Origin of the sequence: Citrobacter sp. BIDMC107 (assembly GCF_001037575.1) — a bacterium.
GTDB classification, from domain to species: domain Bacteria; phylum Pseudomonadota; class Gammaproteobacteria; order Enterobacterales; family Enterobacteriaceae; genus Citrobacter; species Citrobacter freundii.
In genome coordinates, this window is the sequence record NZ_KQ089848.1 from 3,503,332 (window position 1) to 3,520,637 (window position 17,306).

The window sequence follows — 17,306 nt, forward strand, 5'->3', positions numbered from 1 at the left end:
ACGTTTATTTATTACCGGGCTTCTTCTTCAGGATTTACCTGCTTTCGCCAGTTCTTTTACCAGCGGCAGCATAATGCGTACTACGTCGCGGCTACGGCGCTCTATCCGGCCCGGTAAGGCTTTATCGATATGCTGCTGGTTATCCAGTCGCACATCATGCCAGCTGTTGCCAGACGGGAACGAGGCGCTTTTGGCGCGCTGTTGGTAGCCATCTTTCTTGCCCAGGTTCCAGTTGGTCGCTTCAACGGAGAGCACAGCAATACCCGCGTCGTCGAAGACCTCCGCATCGTTACAACATCCTGTACCCTTCGGATAGTCTTTGTTCAGGCCTGGATTGGTGCTGGCTACAATGCCGCGACTATGCGCGATAGCCAGTGCCCGGTCGCGCGTTAGTTTTCGCACCGCTTCCGGGGTTTTCTTACCGCTGTTGAAATAGAGCTTATCACCGACAATCAGGTTATCGAGGTTGATAACCAGCAGCGTGTTTTTCTTCTCGGCGGCGCTCATTCGCTTCAGGATGTTCTCCGCGCCCAGTTTGCCTTCTTCCTCGCCGCTGGTGGCGATAAATCGGATGCCGTACTGCGTCGGCACGTCTTTGAGTTTTTCCGCCAGTTCCAGCATCACGCCAACACCTGCGGCGTTGTCGTCGATCCCTTGCAGGGTTAATCCACCCAGATTGGCATCTGAATCGGCATCGCTTTGTGCGGCGTAGGTGTCGAGGTGCGCCATAATAATAATCTGCTGCGGCGCTTTGCCTTCATGTGCTGCAATAACGGTGCTTCCCGTTACGTTATGCCAGTTTTTTCGGTTATCTTTGGCGGTATAAACATAACGGCTATTAAACGTCCGAATATCACTGCTGTAGCCCATCTGCTGAAATTGCTGACGTATATAATCAGCAGATAACATTTCAGCCGGAGATCCCGTCACGCGGCCCGGGAAAAACGTTGCGATATATCGAGCCTGGGTATTTGCGATATCGCCAGGTTTGGAGGATGTTGCCTGTGCAGGAAGGATAAAACACGCGCCGAGCGCCATGGCAGCAATAAGGTGGCGCGTTGCGGAAAACATAATGAGTCCTTAAATACCAAGCAGAAATTTTCAGCCGCTAGTATGAAACTGTGATCGAGGTAAAACAATTTCATTTGCTCCTAAATGCCCGAAATCCGGTAGCTTAAGCACTTTTTGATATTTGCTTTTCCGGATCGTTATTCCTTTGAGGAACTACTCATTCCAATTCGTAATTTCATTCGCCCTCTTGCCCTCCCTATAGTCAGGTTATCTGAGCATCGTTAGCAAAATAACGGCATTACATAGGAACGGTTATGGATCAAAAACGACTTACCCACCTGCGGCAACTGGAAGCGGAAAGCATCCATATCATTCGTGAGGTGGCCGCCGAGTTTTCTAATCCGGTGATGATGTATTCCATCGGCAAAGATTCCAGCGTAATGCTGCATCTGGCGCGTAAAGCGTTTTATCCTGGCACGCTGCCGTTCCCATTACTGCACGTTGATACCGGCTGGAAATTCAGCGAAATGTACGAGTTTCGTGACCGTACGGCGAAAGCCTACGGCTGCGAACTGCTGGTGCATAAAAACCCGGAAGGGGTGGCGATGGGCATCAACCCGTTCGTCCACGGCAGCGCCAAGCATACCGACATTATGAAAACCGAAGGGCTGAAGCAGGCGCTTAATAAATACGATTTTGATGCCGCGTTTGGCGGTGCTCGTCGTGACGAAGAGAAATCGCGTGCCAAAGAGCGTATTTACTCTTTCCGCGATCGTTTTCATCGCTGGGATCCTAAAAATCAGCGCCCGGAGCTGTGGCACAACTACAACGGACAAATTAACAAAGGCGAAAGTATTCGCGTCTTCCCGCTCTCCAACTGGACCGAACAGGATATCTGGCAGTACATCTGGCTGGAAAATATCGACATCGTGCCACTGTACCTGGCGGCGGAGCGTCCGGTGCTTGAACGCGATGGCATGTTGATGATGATTGATGACGACAGAATCGATCTGCAACCCGGGGAAGTGATTAAAAAACGCATGGTACGTTTCCGTACGCTCGGCTGCTGGCCGCTGACAGGCGCGGTGGAGTCGAATGCGCAGACGCTGCCGGAAATTATCGAAGAGATGCTGGTCTCAACCACCAGTGAACGTCAGGGCCGCGTGATTGACCGCGACCAGGCGGGCTCCATGGAGCTGAAGAAACGTCAGGGGTATTTCTAAGGAGCCGCCATGAATACGACACTTGCACAACAAATTGCTAATGAAGGCGGCGTTGAAGCCTGGATGGTTGCCCAGCAACACAAAAGTCTGCTGCGCTTTTTAACCTGCGGTAGCGTGGATGACGGGAAAAGCACCCTGATTGGTCGCCTGCTGCACGACACGCGTCAGATTTATGAAGACCAGCTTTCATCGCTGCACAATGACAGTAAACGTCACGGCACTCAGGGCGAAAAGCTTGATCTGGCGTTATTGGTTGACGGCTTACAGGCCGAGCGCGAGCAGGGCATCACCATCGACGTGGCTTACCGTTATTTCTCTACCGAGAAGCGCAAATTTATTATTGCGGACACTCCCGGGCATGAACAGTACACCCGTAACATGGCGACCGGTGCGTCGACCTGCGACCTTGCGATCCTATTGATCGATGCGCGTAAAGGTGTGCTGGATCAGACTCGTCGTCACAGCTTTATCTCCACGCTGCTTGGGATCAAACACCTGGTGGTGGCGATCAACAAAATGGATCTGGTGGACTTTAGCGAAGAGACATTTAATCGCATTCGCGAAGACTATCTTACTTTTGCTGAACAACTTCCGGGCAACCTGGATATCCGGTTTGTGCCGCTCTCTGCGCTGGAAGGCGATAACGTGGCTTCGCAAAGCGCCAGTATGCCGTGGTACAGCGGTCCGACGCTGCTGGAAGTGCTGGAAACCGTTGAGATCCAGCGCAGTATTGATACTCAGCCGATGCGCTTCCCAGTGCAGTATGTGAACCGACCGAATCTGGATTTTCGTGGTTATGCCGGAACGCTGGCCTCCGGTAGCGTGAAGGTCGGGCAGCGCGTCAAAGTACTGCCGTCCGGCGTTGAGTCCAGCGTAGCGCGGATCGTGACCTTTGATGGCGATTTACAGGAAGCGTATGCAGGTGAAGCGATCACCCTGGTGCTGAAAGATGAGATCGATATCAGCCGGGGCGACCTGTTACTTGATGCCGGTGAGGCGTTGCCGGCGGTTCAAAGCGCTGCCATTGATGTGGTTTGGATGGCGGAACAACCGCTGTCGCCTGGACAAAGCTACGACATCAAAGTCGCAGGCAAGAAGACCCGCGCACGCGTTGATAGCGTGCAATATCAGGTCGATATAAACAACCTGACCCAACGTGACGTTGAAGCGCTACCGCTGAACGGCATCGGTCTGGTTAATCTGACCTTTGATGAGCCGCTGGTGCTGGATACCTATCAGCAGAACCCGGTGACGGGCGGGCTGATAATTATTGACCGCCTGACCAACGTTACCGTTGGCGCGGGACTGGTGCGTGAGCCACTTGTTCAGGAGCACGCCGCGGCTTCTCAGTTCAGCGCGTTTGAGCTGGAGCTTAATGCACTGGTGCGTCGCCACTTCCCACACTGGGGTGCGCGCGATCTGCTGGGAGGAAAATAATGGCGCTGCATGACGAAAACGTCGTCTGGCATGCCCATCCTGTTACACCGCAACAGCGGGAACAACGCCACGGTCATCGTGGTGTTGTACTGTGGTTTACCGGGTTGTCTGGTTCCGGTAAATCCACGGTAGCAGGGGCGCTTGAAGAAGCGTTGCATAAGCTGGGGGTGAGTACTTATCTCTTGGATGGCGATAACGTGCGTCACGGCTTGTGCAGCGATCTTGGATTTAGTGATGCCGATCGTAAGGAGAATATTCGCCGGGTTGGTGAAGTGGCTAACCTGATGGTGGATGCGGGGCTTGTGGTGTTGACCGCCTTTATCTCACCGCATCGCGCTGAGCGCAAAATGGTTCGTGAGCGAGTTGGCGAAGGGCGTTTTATTGAAGTTTTTGTCGATACGCCATTAGCAACGTGTGAAGCACGCGATCCAAAAGGGCTGTATAAAAAAGCGCGGGCGGGTGAGTTACGCAATTTCACCGGAATTGATTCGGTATACGAAGCGCCTGAATCGCCAGAGATTCATCTTGATGGTGAACAATTGGTAACAAATTTGGTACCCCAATTATTAGACCTGCTGAGGCAGGAAGATATTATCAGATCCTGAGACACCCGAGCTCACATGCCCGGTCAGTCACGGTCACAGGATTAGATATGCGTAACAGCCATAACATTACTATTACAGAGTCAGATACCTTCGCCGCCGACGACGAAACCACCTGGTCACTACCGGGGGCCGTGGTCGGTTTTATCGCGTGGTTGTTGGCGCTGGGATTCCCGTGTCTGATGTATGGCCCTAATACACTGTTTTTCTTCATTTATACCTGGCCCTTTTTCCTCGCATTGCTGCCCGTGGCGATTGTCGCGGGTATTGCCTTGCACTCGCTATTGAAGGGGAGGTTGCTGCTGAGCATTACCTGTACCCTGCTGGTGGTTGGGGCGATGTTTGGCGCACTATTTTTATGGTTATTGGGTTAGGCAAACGCCTTTTTTTAACAATCGCCGACGTTGTTCACTCTCTGGTCATAATTCAAACCGTAACCAACAATGAGATTATGTTCTCCTTACACGGGGTATACGTAACAACGGGCAAATGTGGTACATTTGCCCGCGTTGTCGCGGCATTCCCGACCGTTGATGTAAAGTTGTCTGCGGAAGTTATGGGATATTAATGCCGTTTTTCAGGGGGCAGGATGGGTAAACTAACGCTGCTGTTGCTGGCTTTATTAGTCTGGCTGCAGTATTCGCTGTGGTTCGGTAAGAACGGCATACATGACTATAGTCGCGTCAACGATGATGTTGCTGCGCAGCAAGCTACAAACGCGAAACTTAAAGCGCGTAACGATCAGCTCTTTGCCGAAATTGACGATCTCAATGGCGGACAAGAGGCTATTGAGGAGCGTGCGCGCAACGAACTCAGTATGACTAAGCCGGGCGAAACCTTTTATCGTCTGGTGCCTGACGCGTCTAAACGCGCTCAGACTGCAGGGCAAAACAATCGATAAACCGTCCAGGGATTTAACATGGCAGCCACTTTATTGGACGTTTGCGCCGTGGTGCCGGCTGCCGGGTTTGGCCGCCGAATGCAAACAGAGTGTCCTAAGCAGTACCTCTCTATTGGCAATAAAACCATTCTTGAACACTCGGTTGATGCGCTGCTGGCTCATCCCCGGGTGACGCGAGTCGTCATCGCTATCAGCCCAGGCGACAGTCGCTTTGCCCAACTTCCACTTGCTGCGCACCCGCAAATTACGGTGGTGGATGGCGGCAACGAGCGTGCCGATTCTGTCCTTGCCGGTTTGCAAGCCGCAGGGGAGGCCCGTTGGGTGCTGGTGCATGACGCCGCGCGTCCGTGCCTGCACCAGGATGATTTGGCCCGTTTGCTGGCAATCAGCGAGTCCAGCCGTACCGGCGGGATCCTTGCCGCACCGGTACGCGACACAATGAAGCGCGCGGAGCCGGGGCGAACAGACATCGCCCATACGGTCGATCGCACCGATTTATGGCATGCGTTGACGCCGCAGTTTTTCCCACGTGAGTTATTGCACGATTGCCTGACGCGTGCACTCAACGAAGGTGCAACTATTACAGACGAAGCTTCGGCGCTGGAATATTGCGGCTTTCATCCGCAGCTGGTCGAAGGGCGTGCTGACAACATCAAAGTCACCCGCCCGGAAGATCTGGCGCTGGCGGAATTTTATCTGACCCGAACTATCTAGATACATCATCCTTCAGGCTGCCTGGAGGACGCTGTGTATATCAGGAGAAGGCATAATGCGAATTGGACACGGTTTCGACGTACACGCTTTTGGAGGAGTTGGCCCAATTATCATTGGTGGTGTGCGCATCCCGTATGAAAAAGGATTGCTGGCGCATTCTGATGGTGACGTGGCGTTGCACGCGTTAACCGATGCTCTGCTGGGCGCGGCTGCGCTGGGGGATATCGGTAAGCTATTCCCGGACACCGACCCGGCCTTTAAAGGTGCTGATAGTCGTGAATTATTGCGTGAAGCCTGGCGGCGTATTCAAGCCAAAGGCTATACGCTTGGTAATGTGGATGTGACAATTATTGCTCAGGCGCCGAAGATGCTGCCGCACATTCCACAAATGCGTGTGTTTATTGCCGAAGACCTCGGCTGTCATATGGATGATGTTAACGTGAAAGCGACCACCACGGAAAAACTCGGTTTTACCGGGCGTGGGGAAGGGATTGCCTGTGAAGCGGTGGCGTTACTCATTAAGGCAACGAAATGACTGCGTTTGAAGATCTGACGTATCTCCATGGCAAACCACAAGGCCATGGCGTTCTGAAAGCGAATCCGGAAGACTTTGTCGTCGTCGAAGATTTAGGCTTCGAACCCGATGGCGAAGGCGAGCACATTTTGGTGCGTATCCTGAAAAACGGTTGTAACACCCGTTTTGTGGCTGACGCGCTGGCGAAATTCCTGAAAATTCATGCCCGCGAAGTGAGCTTTGCTGGTCAGAAAGACAAGCATGCGGTCACGGAACAGTGGCTGTGTGCGCGTGTGCCGGGCAATGCGATGCCTGATTTAAGCAAATTTGAGCTTGAAGGCTGTAAAGTGCTGGAGTACGCACGCCACAAGCGTAAGCTGCGTTTAGGGGCGCTGAAAGGCAACGAATTTACGCTGGTGCTGCGTGAAGTGAGCGAGCGAAATGATGTTGAAGCGCGTTTGCAGGCAATTAACGAGCGCGGCGTTCCGAACTATTTTGGCGCTCAGCGTTTTGGTATCGGCGGCAGCAACCTGCAAGGGGCGCTGCGCTGGGCGCAAAGCGATGCGCCGGTGCGCGATCGCAATAAACGCAGTTTTTGGTTGTCGGCGGCCCGTAGCGCGTTGTTTAATCAGATAGTCAGTGAACGCCTGAAAAAAACAGACTTTAATCAAGTTGTTGACGGCGATGCGCTACAATTATCGGGGCGCGGAAGCTGGTTTGTCGCCGCACAGGAAGAACAAACTGAATTACAGCGTCGCGTCGATGAGAAAGAATTGATGATTACAGCGGCATTACCGGGCAGCGGTGAGTGGGGAACTCAACGCGACGCGCTGGCGTTTGAAGAAGCCGCTGTTGCTGATGAAACCGCGCTGCAGTCTCTGTTATTGCGCGAGAAAGTCGACGCGTCGCGTCGCGCTATGTTGCTGTATCCACAACAATTAAGCTGGAACTGGTGGGATGACGTAACCGTTGAGTTACGTTTCTGGCTACCGGCAGGTAGCTTCGCCACCAGTGTTGTAAGGGAACTTATTAACACAATGGGTGATTATGCGTATATTGCTGAGTAACGATGATGGGGTTCACGCACCCGGTATACAAACGCTGGCGAAAGCGCTGCGTGAGTTTGCTGACGTACAGGTGGTTGCCCCGGATCGTAACCGCAGTGGCGCGTCCAACTCGCTGACGCTGGAATCCTCACTTCGCACGTTCACCTATGATAACGGTGATATCGCCGTACAAATGGGTACACCTACCGATTGCGTCTATCTGGGCGTTAACGCATTAATGCGTCCGCGTCCGGACATTGTCGTGTCTGGTATTAACGCAGGTCCTAATCTCGGCGATGATGTTATCTATTCCGGTACCGTTGCGGCGGCGATGGAAGGTCGTCACCTGGGCTTCCCTGCGCTGGCTGTCTCACTTGATGGGCATAAACACTACGATACTGCTGCCGCAGTAACCTGCCGTATCTTACGGGCGCTGAGTCGTGAACCGCTGCGCACCGGGCGCATTTTGAATATCAACGTGCCGGATTTACCGCTGGATCAGATTAAAGGTATTCGCGTCACCCGCTGCGGTAGTCGCCATCCTGCGGATCAGGTGATACCACAGCAGGACCCGCGCGGTAATACGCTGTACTGGATCGGGCCACCGGGCGAAAAGTGCGACGCCGGACCGGATACTGATTTTGCCGCCGTCGATGAAGGCTATGTTTCCATCACGCCGCTGCATGTCGATTTAACCGCATACGGCGCGCATGAAGTTGTTTCTGACTGGTTAGACAGCGTGGGAGCCGACACGCAATGGTAAGCAGACGCGTACACACTCTTCTTGAACAATTACGTGCGCAGGGCATCAGAGATGAGCTTGTTCTCGATGCACTCGCCGCCGTGCCGCGTGAAAAATTCATTGATGAGGCGTTTGAACATAAGGCCTGGGACAATATTGCCCTGCCGATTGGTCAGGGGCAGACGATTTCGCAGCCCTATATGGTTGCACGGATGACCGAGCTGCTGGAGTTAACGCCACAGTCCCGGGTGCTGGAAATTGGTACCGGCTCTGGCTACCAAACGGCGATTCTGGCGCACCTGGTGCACCATGTGTGCTCTGTTGAGCGCATTAAAGGTTTGCAGTGGCAGGCGCGTCGTCGACTTAAACAGCTTGATTTACATAATGTTTCTACCCGTCATGGTGATGGATGGCAAGGCTGGCAAGCGCGAGCCCCGTTTGACGCTATCATTGTTACGGCAGCGCCGCCTGAGATCCCAACCGCATTGATGATGCAGTTGGATGAAGGCGGCATTCTCGTCTTACCCGTGGGTGACGAGCACCAGTTTCTGAAACGGGTGCGTCGTCGGGGAGGCGAATTTATTATCGATACCGTGGAGGCCGTACGCTTCGTTCCCTTAGTAAAAGGGGAGCTTGCGTAGATACAGGCTCTGAATACCTGGAGTTTTCCTGGATATTCTGGAATTAGTAAGCGTATCGTGGTCACGTTTCCAGTGCCCAGTCCGATGCCTTGCACGGTGATTACGTCACTGGTTTTAACCAAATTTTCCTGGGGGATAAATGAGCGCGGGAAGCCACAAATTTACCGTTCGCCGCATTGCGGCATTGTCACTGGTTTCATTATGGCTGGCAGGTTGTTCAAATACCTCGAATCCACCTGCACCGGTCAGTTCGGTTGATGGCGGTGCATCAACGAACACCAATTCCGGTATGCTGATTACGCCTCCACCAAAAATGGGCTCGACGTCGACAGTACAGCAAACGCCGCAGATCCAGCCGGTGCAGCGTCCGACCACACAGTCAACACAGATCCAGCCTGTTGCGGAACAACCTGTGCAAATGGAAAACGGTCGTATTGTGTACAACCGTAAGTATGGGAACATTCCGAAAGGTAGCTATACGGGCGGCAGTACCTATACTGTTAAGAAAGGCGATACCCTTTTCTATATTGCCTGGATTACCGGGAACGATTTCCGTGATCTCGCACAACGCAATAACGTTCCGGCCCCGTATGGCCTGAATGTCGGTCAAACTCTGCAAGTGGGCAATGCGTCTGGCGCACCGATTACCGGTGGAAATGCCATCACCCAGGCGGATGCAGCACAGCAAGGAGTTGTGACCAACCCTGCACAAAATTCCACCGTTGCTGTTGCTTCGAAACCAACAATTACGTATTCTGAGGATTCAGGTGAACAAAGTGCTAATAAAATGTTGCCGAACAACAAGCCTGCTGGGACTGTGGTCACAGCGCCTGTAACGGCTCCGGCAGTTAGCGCAACCGAATCAACTGCAAGCTCAACGTCAACCAGCTCGCCAATCTCTACCTGGCGCTGGCCGACCGACGGCAAAGTGATCGAAAACTTTGCGGCTACCGAAGGTGGCAATAAAGGGATCGACATTGCAGGCAGCAAGGGACAGGCTATTGTCGCGACCGCAGATGGACGCGTCGTCTATGCCGGTAACGCGCTGCGTGGTTACGGTAATCTTATTATCATCAAACATAACGATGATTACCTGAGTGCCTACGCCCATAACGATACAATGCTGGTCCGGGAACAACAAGAAATCAAGGCGGGGCAGAAAATAGCTACCATGGGTAGTACCGGAACCAGTTCAACACGCTTGCATTTTGAAATTCGTTACAAGGGGAAATCCGTAAACCCGCTGCGTTATTTACCGCAGCGATAATTCGGCGGAACCAGGCTTTCACGTGCTAGTTCCGTTAGGGATCACGGGTAGGAGCCACCTTTATGAGTCAGAATACGCTGAAAGTTCATGATTTAAATGAAGATGCGGAATTTGATGAGAACGGAGTAGAGGCTTTTGATGAAAAAGCCTTGAGTGAAGAGGAACCCAGTGATAACGACCTGGCTGAAGAAGAGCTGTTATCGCAGGGGGCCACACAGCGTGTGTTGGACGCGACTCAGCTTTACCTTGGTGAGATTGGTTATTCACCACTGTTAACAGCCGAAGAAGAAGTTTATTTTGCGCGTCGCGCACTGCGTGGGGATGTCGCATCCCGCCGTCGCATGATTGAAAGTAACCTGCGTCTGGTGGTGAAAATTGCTCGTCGTTATGGCAATCGTGGTCTGGCATTGCTGGACCTGATTGAAGAGGGCAATCTGGGACTGATCCGTGCAGTCGAGAAGTTTGACCCGGAACGCGGGTTCCGCTTCTCAACATACGCAACCTGGTGGATCCGCCAGACGATCGAACGGGCGATTATGAACCAAACCCGTACGATCCGACTGCCAATTCACATTGTAAAAGAGCTGAACGTCTATCTGCGTACCGCGCGTGAGTTGTCGCATAAACTGGACCACGAACCGAGCGCAGAAGAGATTGCTGAACAACTGGACAAACCGGTTGATGACGTCAGCCGTATGCTCCGACTCAACGAGCGTATTACCTCGGTAGACACCCCGCTGGGTGGCGATTCCGAAAAAGCGTTGCTGGATATTCTGGCCGATGAAAAGGAAAACGGCCCGGAAGACACCACGCAAGACGATGATATGAAACAGAGCATCGTCAAATGGCTGTTCGAACTGAACGCCAAACAGCGTGAGGTACTGGCACGTCGCTTTGGTCTGCTGGGGTATGAAGCTGCGACACTGGAAGATGTAGGCCGCGAAATTGGCCTCACCCGTGAACGTGTTCGCCAGATTCAGGTTGAAGGTCTGCGTCGTCTGCGTGAAATCCTGCAGACTCAGGGACTGAATATCGAAGCGCTGTTCCGCGAGTAAGCACAAGTTCTATCAAGAAAGGCCAGTCTCATTGAGACTGGCCTTTTTCTATGTTTGTTGCCTGATGGCACTGCGTTTATCAGGCCTACGGGGAGCAGGACTTTGTAGGCCGGATAAGACATTTATGTCGCCATCCGGCAGATTAGTTCATCATCTTACGCACCAGACGTGTGAACTGCTCACGTTCTTCATCAGATAATCGCCCCAGAAACTCATCATCCACGCTATCGCCTAACGGGGTTGCGCTGGCCAGTAATGCTTCTCCTTGCGCGGTCAAATAAACAAACCGCCGACGCTTATCCGCCGGGTCGTGTTCACGTCTGACCAACTCCCGTTTTTCCATCCGGCTCAGCATTTCCGCAAGCGTTGCCTTGGTACAGACTGCGGCTTCGGTCAGGGCGACCTGCTCAATGCCGGGATGCTCGGCAATGGCGCGCATCACCGCATACTGCGGTTTGGTCAGATCCGGTAATTCATGTTGCCAGCGAGCCGTATGTTGCTGAAAAAGCTGACGTAAAAGGTGAAAGGCTGTGTTTCTTAACGGCATGAGAGCTCCGGAATATCTGTCAGTCTCTATCTTAACGGGTAACGCGTCATAGTTTAACCATTGCTGCTTTAGCAATCTGTGCGAGGTGCTCTTGTCCGGAATGCATCGAGGGAGTATTTTAATCAAAATGTTCGTACACGAACAAAATTGAGGGCGAAATGAGACTGATTGTAGGAATGACCGGGGCGACCGGCGCACCGCTTGGTGTGTCGCTATTGCTGGCGCTGCGGGAAATGCCGGGGGTAGAAACCCATCTGGTGCTGTCAAAGTGGGCCAAAACCACTATTGAACTGGAGACGCCGTACAGCGTCCGTGATGTGTCGGCGTTGGCCGATTATTGCCACAACCCGGCGGACCAGTCGGCGACCATATCCTCAGGATCGTTTCGTACTGACGGCATGATCATTATCCCCTGCAGTATGAAAACGCTGGCCGGTATTCGAGCAGGCTACGCGGAAGGACTGGTGGGGCGCGCTGCTGATGTGGTGCTGAAAGAAGGGCGCAAGCTGGTTCTGGTTCCGCGTGAAATGCCGCTCAGCACTATTCATCTGGAAAACATGCTCGCACTTTCCCGCATGGGCGTGGCGATGGTCTCGCCGATGCCCGCGTTTTACAACCACCCGCAAACGGTCGATGACATCACTCAGCATATCGTTGCGCGTGTGCTCGATCAGTTTGGTCTGGAGCATCCAAACGCCCGTCGCTGGCAGGGTTTACGGCAGGCGCAGAATTTTTCACAGGAGAATGAATAATGGCATTTGATGATTTGCGCAGCTTTTTACAAGCGCTGGACGACCAGGGACAATTGCTGAAAATCAGTGAAGAAGTCAACGCTGAGCCGGATCTGGCTGCGGCGGCTAACGCGACCGGACGTATTGGTGATGGTGCGCCAGCGCTGTGGTTTGACAATATTCGTGGTTTTACCGACGCCCGCGTGGCGATGAATACTATCGGCTCATGGCAGAATCATGCCATTTCATTAGGCCTGCCGCCCAATACGCCGGTGAAAAAACAAATTGATGAGTTTATTCGCCGTTGGGATAAATTTCCGGTTACGCCGGAGCGTCGTGCCAACCCGGCGTGGGCTGAAAACTGTGTTGATGGTGAGGAGATCAACCTGTTTGATATTCTGCCGCTGTTTCGTCTGAACGATGGTGACGGCGGTTTCTATCTTGATAAAGCCTGCGTGGTGTCGCGCGATCCGCTGGATCCGGACAACTTCGGCAAACAGAACGTCGGCATTTATCGTATGGAAGTGAAGGGCAAACGTAAGCTTGGCCTGCAGCCGGTGCCGATGCATGATATCGCGCTGCATCTGCATAAAGCTGAAGAGCGCGGTGAAGATCTGCCGATTGCCATCACGCTGGGTAACGATCCTATCATCACCCTGATGGGGGCCACGCCGCTGAAGTACGATCAGTCGGAATACGAAATGGCGGGAGCGCTGCGTGAAAGCCCGTACCCGATCGCTACCGCACCGCTTACCGGCTTTGACGTACCTTGGGGTTCGGAAGTGATCCTCGAAGGGGTCATTGAAAGCCGTAAGCGTGAAATCGAAGGGCCATTTGGCGAGTTTACCGGGCACTATTCCGGTGGACGTAATATGACGGTCGTACGTATCGATAAAGTCTCTTATCGCACCAAACCGATTTTTGAATCGCTATATCTGGGGATGCCGTGGACGGAGATTGACTACCTGATGGGGCCGGCAACCTGCGTACCGCTGTATCAACAGCTGAAAGCCGAGTTCCCGGAAGTGCAGGCGGTGAATGCCATGTACACCCACGGTTTGCTGGCGATTATCTCCACCAAAAAACGCTACGGCGGCTTTGCCCGCGCGGTGGGGCTGCGCGCAATGACGACGCCGCATGGCCTGGGTTACGTGAAAATGGTGATTATGGTTGATGAGGATGTTGACCCGTTCAACCTGCCGCAGGTGATGTGGGCGCTGTCTTCGAAGGTCAATCCGGCGGGCGATCTGGTGCAACTGCCGAATATGTCGGTGCTGGAGCTTGATCCGGGTTCCAGTCCGGCGGGGATTACCGACAAGTTAATTATTGATGCTACCACGCCGGTCGCGCCGGATAACCGTGGGCACTACAGCCAGCCGGTATGTGATTTACCGGAAACGAAAGCCTGGGCAGAAAAACTGACCGCCATGCTGGCCAACCGTAAATAAGGAGTAGCAGATGATTTGTCCACGTTGTGCCGATGAACATATTGAAGTGATGGCAAACTCGCCGGTAAAAGGTGTCTGGACGGTATATCAGTGCCAGCATTGTCTGTATACATGGCGTAATACCGAACCGCTACGTCGTACCAGCCGCGAGCACTACCCGGAGGCGTTTCGTATGACGCAAAAAGATATGGATGACGCACCGATGGTGCCGAGTATTCCACCGCTGCTGGCGGAAGATAAGCGCTAATACTGAAGGCCCGGGATTCCGGGTCTTTTTTGCGAGTAGACTCGTAACGTATTGATAAATTGATTTGTTACAGCGGCATCGGGAATAGAATAGCTGCGGGTGCTTGAGGCTTTCTGGGCTTTGAGCATTGGCAAGGTCCCGGAAAGACAAAAGCCCCAGGAGATAGTTCTATCAACCTGAGGCTAACGTACAAACCTAGACCCTTTGGATGTTAGTCTCTTCTTTGCAGGGAGGCAAGACATGCTGACAAAATATGCCCTTGTGGCAATTGTAGTGCTGTGTTTCACGGCGCTGGGATTCACGTTAATGGTGCGAGATTCGTTGTGCGAGTTAAGTATTAAAGAACGTGGTATGGAGTTTAAAGCTGTTCTCGCTTACGAACCGAAGAAGTAGCAACAACGCGGGGGAAACCCCGCGTCTTGATGGTCTGGTTTCGTCCTCTTGCACCCATTCTCGCGTTGCCGTAGGCCCGATAAGCAAAGCGCCATCGGGCATTACAACGTTACACCAGACTTTTCAACCGGTAGATCCACTCCAGCGCCTGGCGAGGCGTTAGTGAATCCGGGTCGAGGTTTTCCAGCGCTTCAACGGCGGGCGAGGTTTCTTCAGGCACTGAAAGCAGCGACATCTGTGTTCCATCGACCTGGGTCGCAGCAACGTTTGGCGCAATGCTTTCCAGTTCGCGCAGTTTTTGCCGCGCGCGTTTAATAACCTCTTTCGGCACGCCAGCCAGGGCTGCTACTGCCAGACCATAGCTCTTGCTCGCCGCACCATCCTGTACGCTGTGCATGAAGGCGATGGTATCGCCGTGCTCTAATGCATCCAGATGCACATTCGCGACGCCCTCCATTTTTTCCGGTAACTGAGTCAGTTCGAAGTAGTGGGTGGCAAACAACGTTAATGCTTTGATTTTATTGGCCAGGTTTTCCGCGCACGCCCATGCCAGCGACAGGCCGTCGTAGGTGGAGGTGCCGCGTCCAATCTCATCCATCAGTACCAGGCTGTTCTCGGTGGCGTTATGCAGAATGTTGGCGGTTTCGGTCATTTCTACCATAAAGGTAGAACGACCGGATGCCAGATCATCCGCCGCGCCCACGCGGGTAAAGATCCGATCGATCGGGCCTATTTCCACTTTCTGCGCCGGAACGTAGCTGCCGATGTACGCCAACAGCGCAATCAACGCGGTCTGGCGCATATAGGTACTTTTACCCCCCATATTCGGACCGGTGATGATCAGCATCCGTCGCTGAGGCGAGAGGTTAAGCGGGTTGGCGATAAACGGCTCGGTTAGCACCTGTTCAACCACCGGATGACGTCCCTCAGTAATACGAATGCCGGGTTTATCGGTGAAGGTCGGGCAGGTGTAATTCAGGGTATAAGCGCGTTCTGCAAGGTTGACCAGTACGTCCAGCTCCGCCAGCGCGCTGGCGCTCTGTTGCAAATCAGCCAGATGCGGCAACAGCATGTCGAACAGCTCATCGTACAGCTGTTTTTCCAGCGCCAGTGCTTTGCCTTTTGACGTCAGAACTTTGTCTTCGTACTCTTTCAGTTCCGGAATAATGTAGCGTTCAGCGTTTTTCAGCGTCTGGCGACGCACATAGTTAATCGGCGCCAGATGGCTCTGCCCGCGACTGATCTGAATGTAGTAGCCATGAACGGCGTTAAACCCAACCTTCAGCGTATCCAGACCGGTGCGCTCGCGCTCACGGATTTCCAGTCTGTCCAGATAGTCAGTTGCGCCATCAGCCAGCGCTCGCCACTCGTCCAGTTCTTCGTTATAGCCCGGGGCGATGACGCCACCGTCGCGAACCAGCACTGGCGGAGCTTCCACAACGGCGCGTTCCAGCAGTTCACGCAGCTCTGCAAACTCACCCATTTTCTCGCGCAGCATCTGCACGGGGGCACTGTCTACACTTTCCAGTTGCGCGCGCAGTTCCGGTAATTGCTGGAAGGCATGACGCATACGGGCCAGATCGCGCGGACGCGCAGTACGCAGGGCCAAACGCGCCAGGATACGTTCCAGATCGCCTACCTGACGCAGCACGGGTTGCAATTCACTGGTGGAATCCTGTAGCGCGCCGATAGTCTGTTGACGCTCGGTAAGGACTTTGGTGTCACGGACCGGCATATGCAGCCAGCGCTTGAGCATACGGCTGCCCATCGGCGTCACGGTGCAGTCGAGTACTGAAGCCAGCGTGTTTTCAACGCCACCCGCCAGGTTCTGGGTAATTTCCAGATTGCGGCGCGTGGCGGCATCCATAATGATGCTGTCCTGTTGACGTTCCATGGTGATGGAACGAATATGCGGCAGCGAGGTGCGCTGGGTATCTTTTACGTATTGCAGCAGACAGCCAGCAGCACATAATCCGCGCGGGGCGTTTTCCACGCCAAAACCAATCAGATCCCGCGTGCCAAACTGCAAGTTCAGCTGCTGGCGAGCAGTATCGATTTCAAATTCCCAAAGTGGACGACGACGTAATCCGCGACGCCCCTCAATCAGTGAGGTTTCAGCGAAATCCTCGGCATACAGCAATTCAGCAGGGTTGGTGCGCTGCAGCTCTGCGGCCATGGTTTCGCGATCGGCGGGTTCACTGACGCGAAAACGCCCTGAGCTGATATCCAGCGTAGCGTAGCCGTAGCCTTTACTGTCTTGCCAGATGGCAGCCAGCAGGTTGTCCTGGCGTTCTTGCAACAGCGCTTCATCACTGATGGTGCCAGGCGTGACAATGCGTACCACTTTACGCTCAACCGGACCTTTGCTGGTTGCCGGATCGCCGATTTGCTCACAAATAGCGACAGATTCCCCCTGATTGACCAGCTTGGCGAGGTAGTTTTCTACCGCATGGTGAGGAATGCCCGCCATCGGGATAGGCTCGCCTGCTGATGCGCCGCGTTTGGTCAGGGAGATATCAAGCAGCTGAGACGCGCGTTTCGCATCGTCATAAAACAGTTCGTAAAAGTCGCCCATGCGGTAAAACAACAGTATCTCCGGATGCTGGGCTTTCAGCTTGAGATACTGCTGCATCATTGGGGTGTGAGAGTCTAGGTTTTCTATTGTACTCATTGGAGTGTGATGTCCATATTTCTTAATTTTTCATGAGTTAGTGAATTTTATGGTTATCATTAGGTTTCACGTTGTCTCATCGAATATCATGAAATCCTACAGTTAATAGTAGGATT

General features: G+C 53.3%; 19 protein-coding genes. 16 read left to right on the forward strand and 3 right to left on the reverse strand.

Annotation, left to right across the window (positions count from 1 at the left end):
* Window positions 1-27 precede the first annotated feature (27 nt).
* Entirely contained in the window at window positions 28-1,071 is a 1,044-nt protein-coding gene (locus SK39_RS16365) for an aminopeptidase (RefSeq protein ID WP_032938348.1), read from the reverse strand.
* A gap of 254 nt (window positions 1,072-1,325) precedes the next feature.
* Here SK39_RS16365 and cysD point away from each other — a divergent pair, with 254 nt between their 5' ends.
* The 12 genes from cysD to rpoS all read left to right on the forward strand — a co-directional run bounded on the left by cysD (window position 1,326) and on the right by rpoS (window position 11,153).
* The gene (gene cysD / locus SK39_RS16370; protein WP_048217204.1) at window positions 1,326-2,234 is read left to right on the forward strand and encodes a sulfate adenylyltransferase subunit CysD; all 909 of its coding nucleotides are present in this window, start codon (window positions 1,326-1,328) and stop codon (window positions 2,232-2,234) included.
* Between the two features lie 9 nt (window positions 2,235-2,243).
* A complete protein-coding gene (gene cysN / locus SK39_RS16375) occupies window positions 2,244-3,671 on the forward strand; it encodes a sulfate adenylyltransferase subunit CysN (protein WP_048217205.1) in 1,428 nt (475 codons plus the stop codon).
* On the forward strand, window positions 3,671-4,276 hold the full coding sequence (gene cysC, locus SK39_RS16380) for an adenylyl-sulfate kinase (RefSeq protein ID WP_003034157.1): 606 nt from the start codon (window positions 3,671-3,673) through the stop codon (window positions 4,274-4,276). The genes cysN and cysC overlap by 1 nt, the downstream gene beginning before the upstream one ends.
* Before the next feature lie 47 nt (window positions 4,277-4,323).
* Complete coding sequence (locus SK39_RS16385; RefSeq protein WP_003034160.1) at window positions 4,324-4,647, forward strand: DUF3561 family protein; 324 nt, start codon at window positions 4,324-4,326, stop codon at window positions 4,645-4,647.
* A gap of 215 nt (window positions 4,648-4,862) precedes the next feature.
* Window positions 4,863-5,174, forward strand: coding sequence for a cell division protein FtsB (gene ftsB / locus SK39_RS16390; protein WP_003034163.1), 312 nt, complete (start codon window positions 4,863-4,865; stop codon window positions 5,172-5,174).
* An 18-nt stretch (window positions 5,175-5,192) separates the two neighbouring features.
* Complete coding sequence (gene ispD, locus SK39_RS16395; protein WP_003840328.1) at window positions 5,193-5,888, forward strand: 2-C-methyl-D-erythritol 4-phosphate cytidylyltransferase; 696 nt, start codon at window positions 5,193-5,195, stop codon at window positions 5,886-5,888.
* 55 nt (window positions 5,889-5,943) lie between these two features.
* Window positions 5,944-6,423, forward strand: a complete 480-nt coding sequence (gene ispF, locus SK39_RS16400) for a 2-C-methyl-D-erythritol 2,4-cyclodiphosphate synthase (RefSeq protein ID WP_003034167.1) — start codon at window positions 5,944-5,946, stop codon at window positions 6,421-6,423.
* Window positions 6,420-7,469 carry a tRNA pseudouridine(13) synthase TruD gene (truD, locus tag SK39_RS16405; protein ID WP_016150904.1) on the forward strand — a complete coding sequence of 350 codons (1,050 nt, stop codon included), beginning with the start codon at window positions 6,420-6,422 and terminating at the stop codon, window positions 7,467-7,469. Before ispF ends, truD begins: the two co-directional genes overlap by 4 nt.
* Window positions 7,450-8,211 carry a 5'/3'-nucleotidase SurE gene (surE, locus tag SK39_RS16410; protein ID WP_003825728.1) on the forward strand — a complete coding sequence of 254 codons (762 nt, stop codon included), beginning with the start codon at window positions 7,450-7,452 and terminating at the stop codon, window positions 8,209-8,211. The genes truD and surE overlap by 20 nt, the downstream gene beginning before the upstream one ends.
* Window positions 8,205-8,831 (forward strand): protein-L-isoaspartate(D-aspartate) O-methyltransferase, encoded by a 627-nt coding sequence (locus SK39_RS16415; RefSeq protein ID WP_003034172.1) that lies wholly within the window; start codon window positions 8,205-8,207, stop codon window positions 8,829-8,831. Before surE ends, SK39_RS16415 begins: the two co-directional genes overlap by 7 nt.
* 184 nt (window positions 8,832-9,015) lie before the next feature.
* Entirely contained in the window at window positions 9,016-10,098 is a 1,083-nt protein-coding gene (gene nlpD / locus SK39_RS16420) for a murein hydrolase activator NlpD (protein ID WP_223232897.1), read from the forward strand.
* A gap of 62 nt (window positions 10,099-10,160) precedes the next feature.
* Window positions 10,161-11,153, forward strand: a complete 993-nt coding sequence (gene rpoS, locus SK39_RS16425; protein ID WP_000081498.1) for an RNA polymerase sigma factor RpoS — start codon at window positions 10,161-10,163, stop codon at window positions 11,151-11,153.
* Window positions 11,154-11,295: 142 nt separating this feature from the next.
* Here rpoS and SK39_RS16430 read toward each other — a convergent pair whose 3' ends face one another.
* Window positions 11,296-11,700, reverse strand: a complete 405-nt coding sequence (locus tag SK39_RS16430; RefSeq protein ID WP_032938341.1) for a MarR family winged helix-turn-helix transcriptional regulator — start codon at window positions 11,698-11,700, stop codon at window positions 11,296-11,298.
* Window positions 11,701-11,858: 158 nt separating this feature from the next.
* Here SK39_RS16430 and SK39_RS16435 point away from each other — a divergent pair, with 158 nt between their 5' ends.
* From SK39_RS16435 to SK39_RS26080, 4 genes are all read left to right on the forward strand, one after another.
* Window positions 11,859-12,452: a non-oxidative hydroxyarylic acid decarboxylases subunit B gene (locus tag SK39_RS16435; RefSeq protein WP_048217206.1), complete on the forward strand. Its 594-nt coding sequence runs from the start codon at window positions 11,859-11,861 to the stop codon at window positions 12,450-12,452.
* A complete protein-coding gene (locus SK39_RS16440; RefSeq protein WP_003846554.1) occupies window positions 12,452-13,879 on the forward strand; it encodes a non-oxidative hydroxyarylic acid decarboxylases subunit C in 1,428 nt (475 codons plus the stop codon). The genes SK39_RS16435 and SK39_RS16440 overlap by 1 nt, the downstream gene beginning before the upstream one ends.
* A gap of 10 nt (window positions 13,880-13,889) precedes the next feature.
* A complete protein-coding gene (locus tag SK39_RS16445; RefSeq protein ID WP_032938336.1) occupies window positions 13,890-14,126 on the forward strand; it encodes a non-oxidative hydroxyarylic acid decarboxylases subunit D in 237 nt (78 codons plus the stop codon).
* Between the two features lie 240 nt (window positions 14,127-14,366).
* The gene (locus tag SK39_RS26080) at window positions 14,367-14,519 is read left to right on the forward strand and encodes a Hok/Gef family protein (protein WP_003034202.1); all 153 of its coding nucleotides are present in this window, start codon (window positions 14,367-14,369) and stop codon (window positions 14,517-14,519) included.
* A 109-nt stretch (window positions 14,520-14,628) separates the two neighbouring features.
* Here the strand turns inward: SK39_RS26080 and mutS are convergent, their stop codons facing one another.
* Window positions 14,629-17,190, reverse strand: a complete 2,562-nt coding sequence (gene mutS / locus SK39_RS16455) for a DNA mismatch repair protein MutS (RefSeq protein WP_016150901.1) — start codon at window positions 17,188-17,190, stop codon at window positions 14,629-14,631.
* Window positions 17,191-17,306 lie beyond the last annotated feature (116 nt).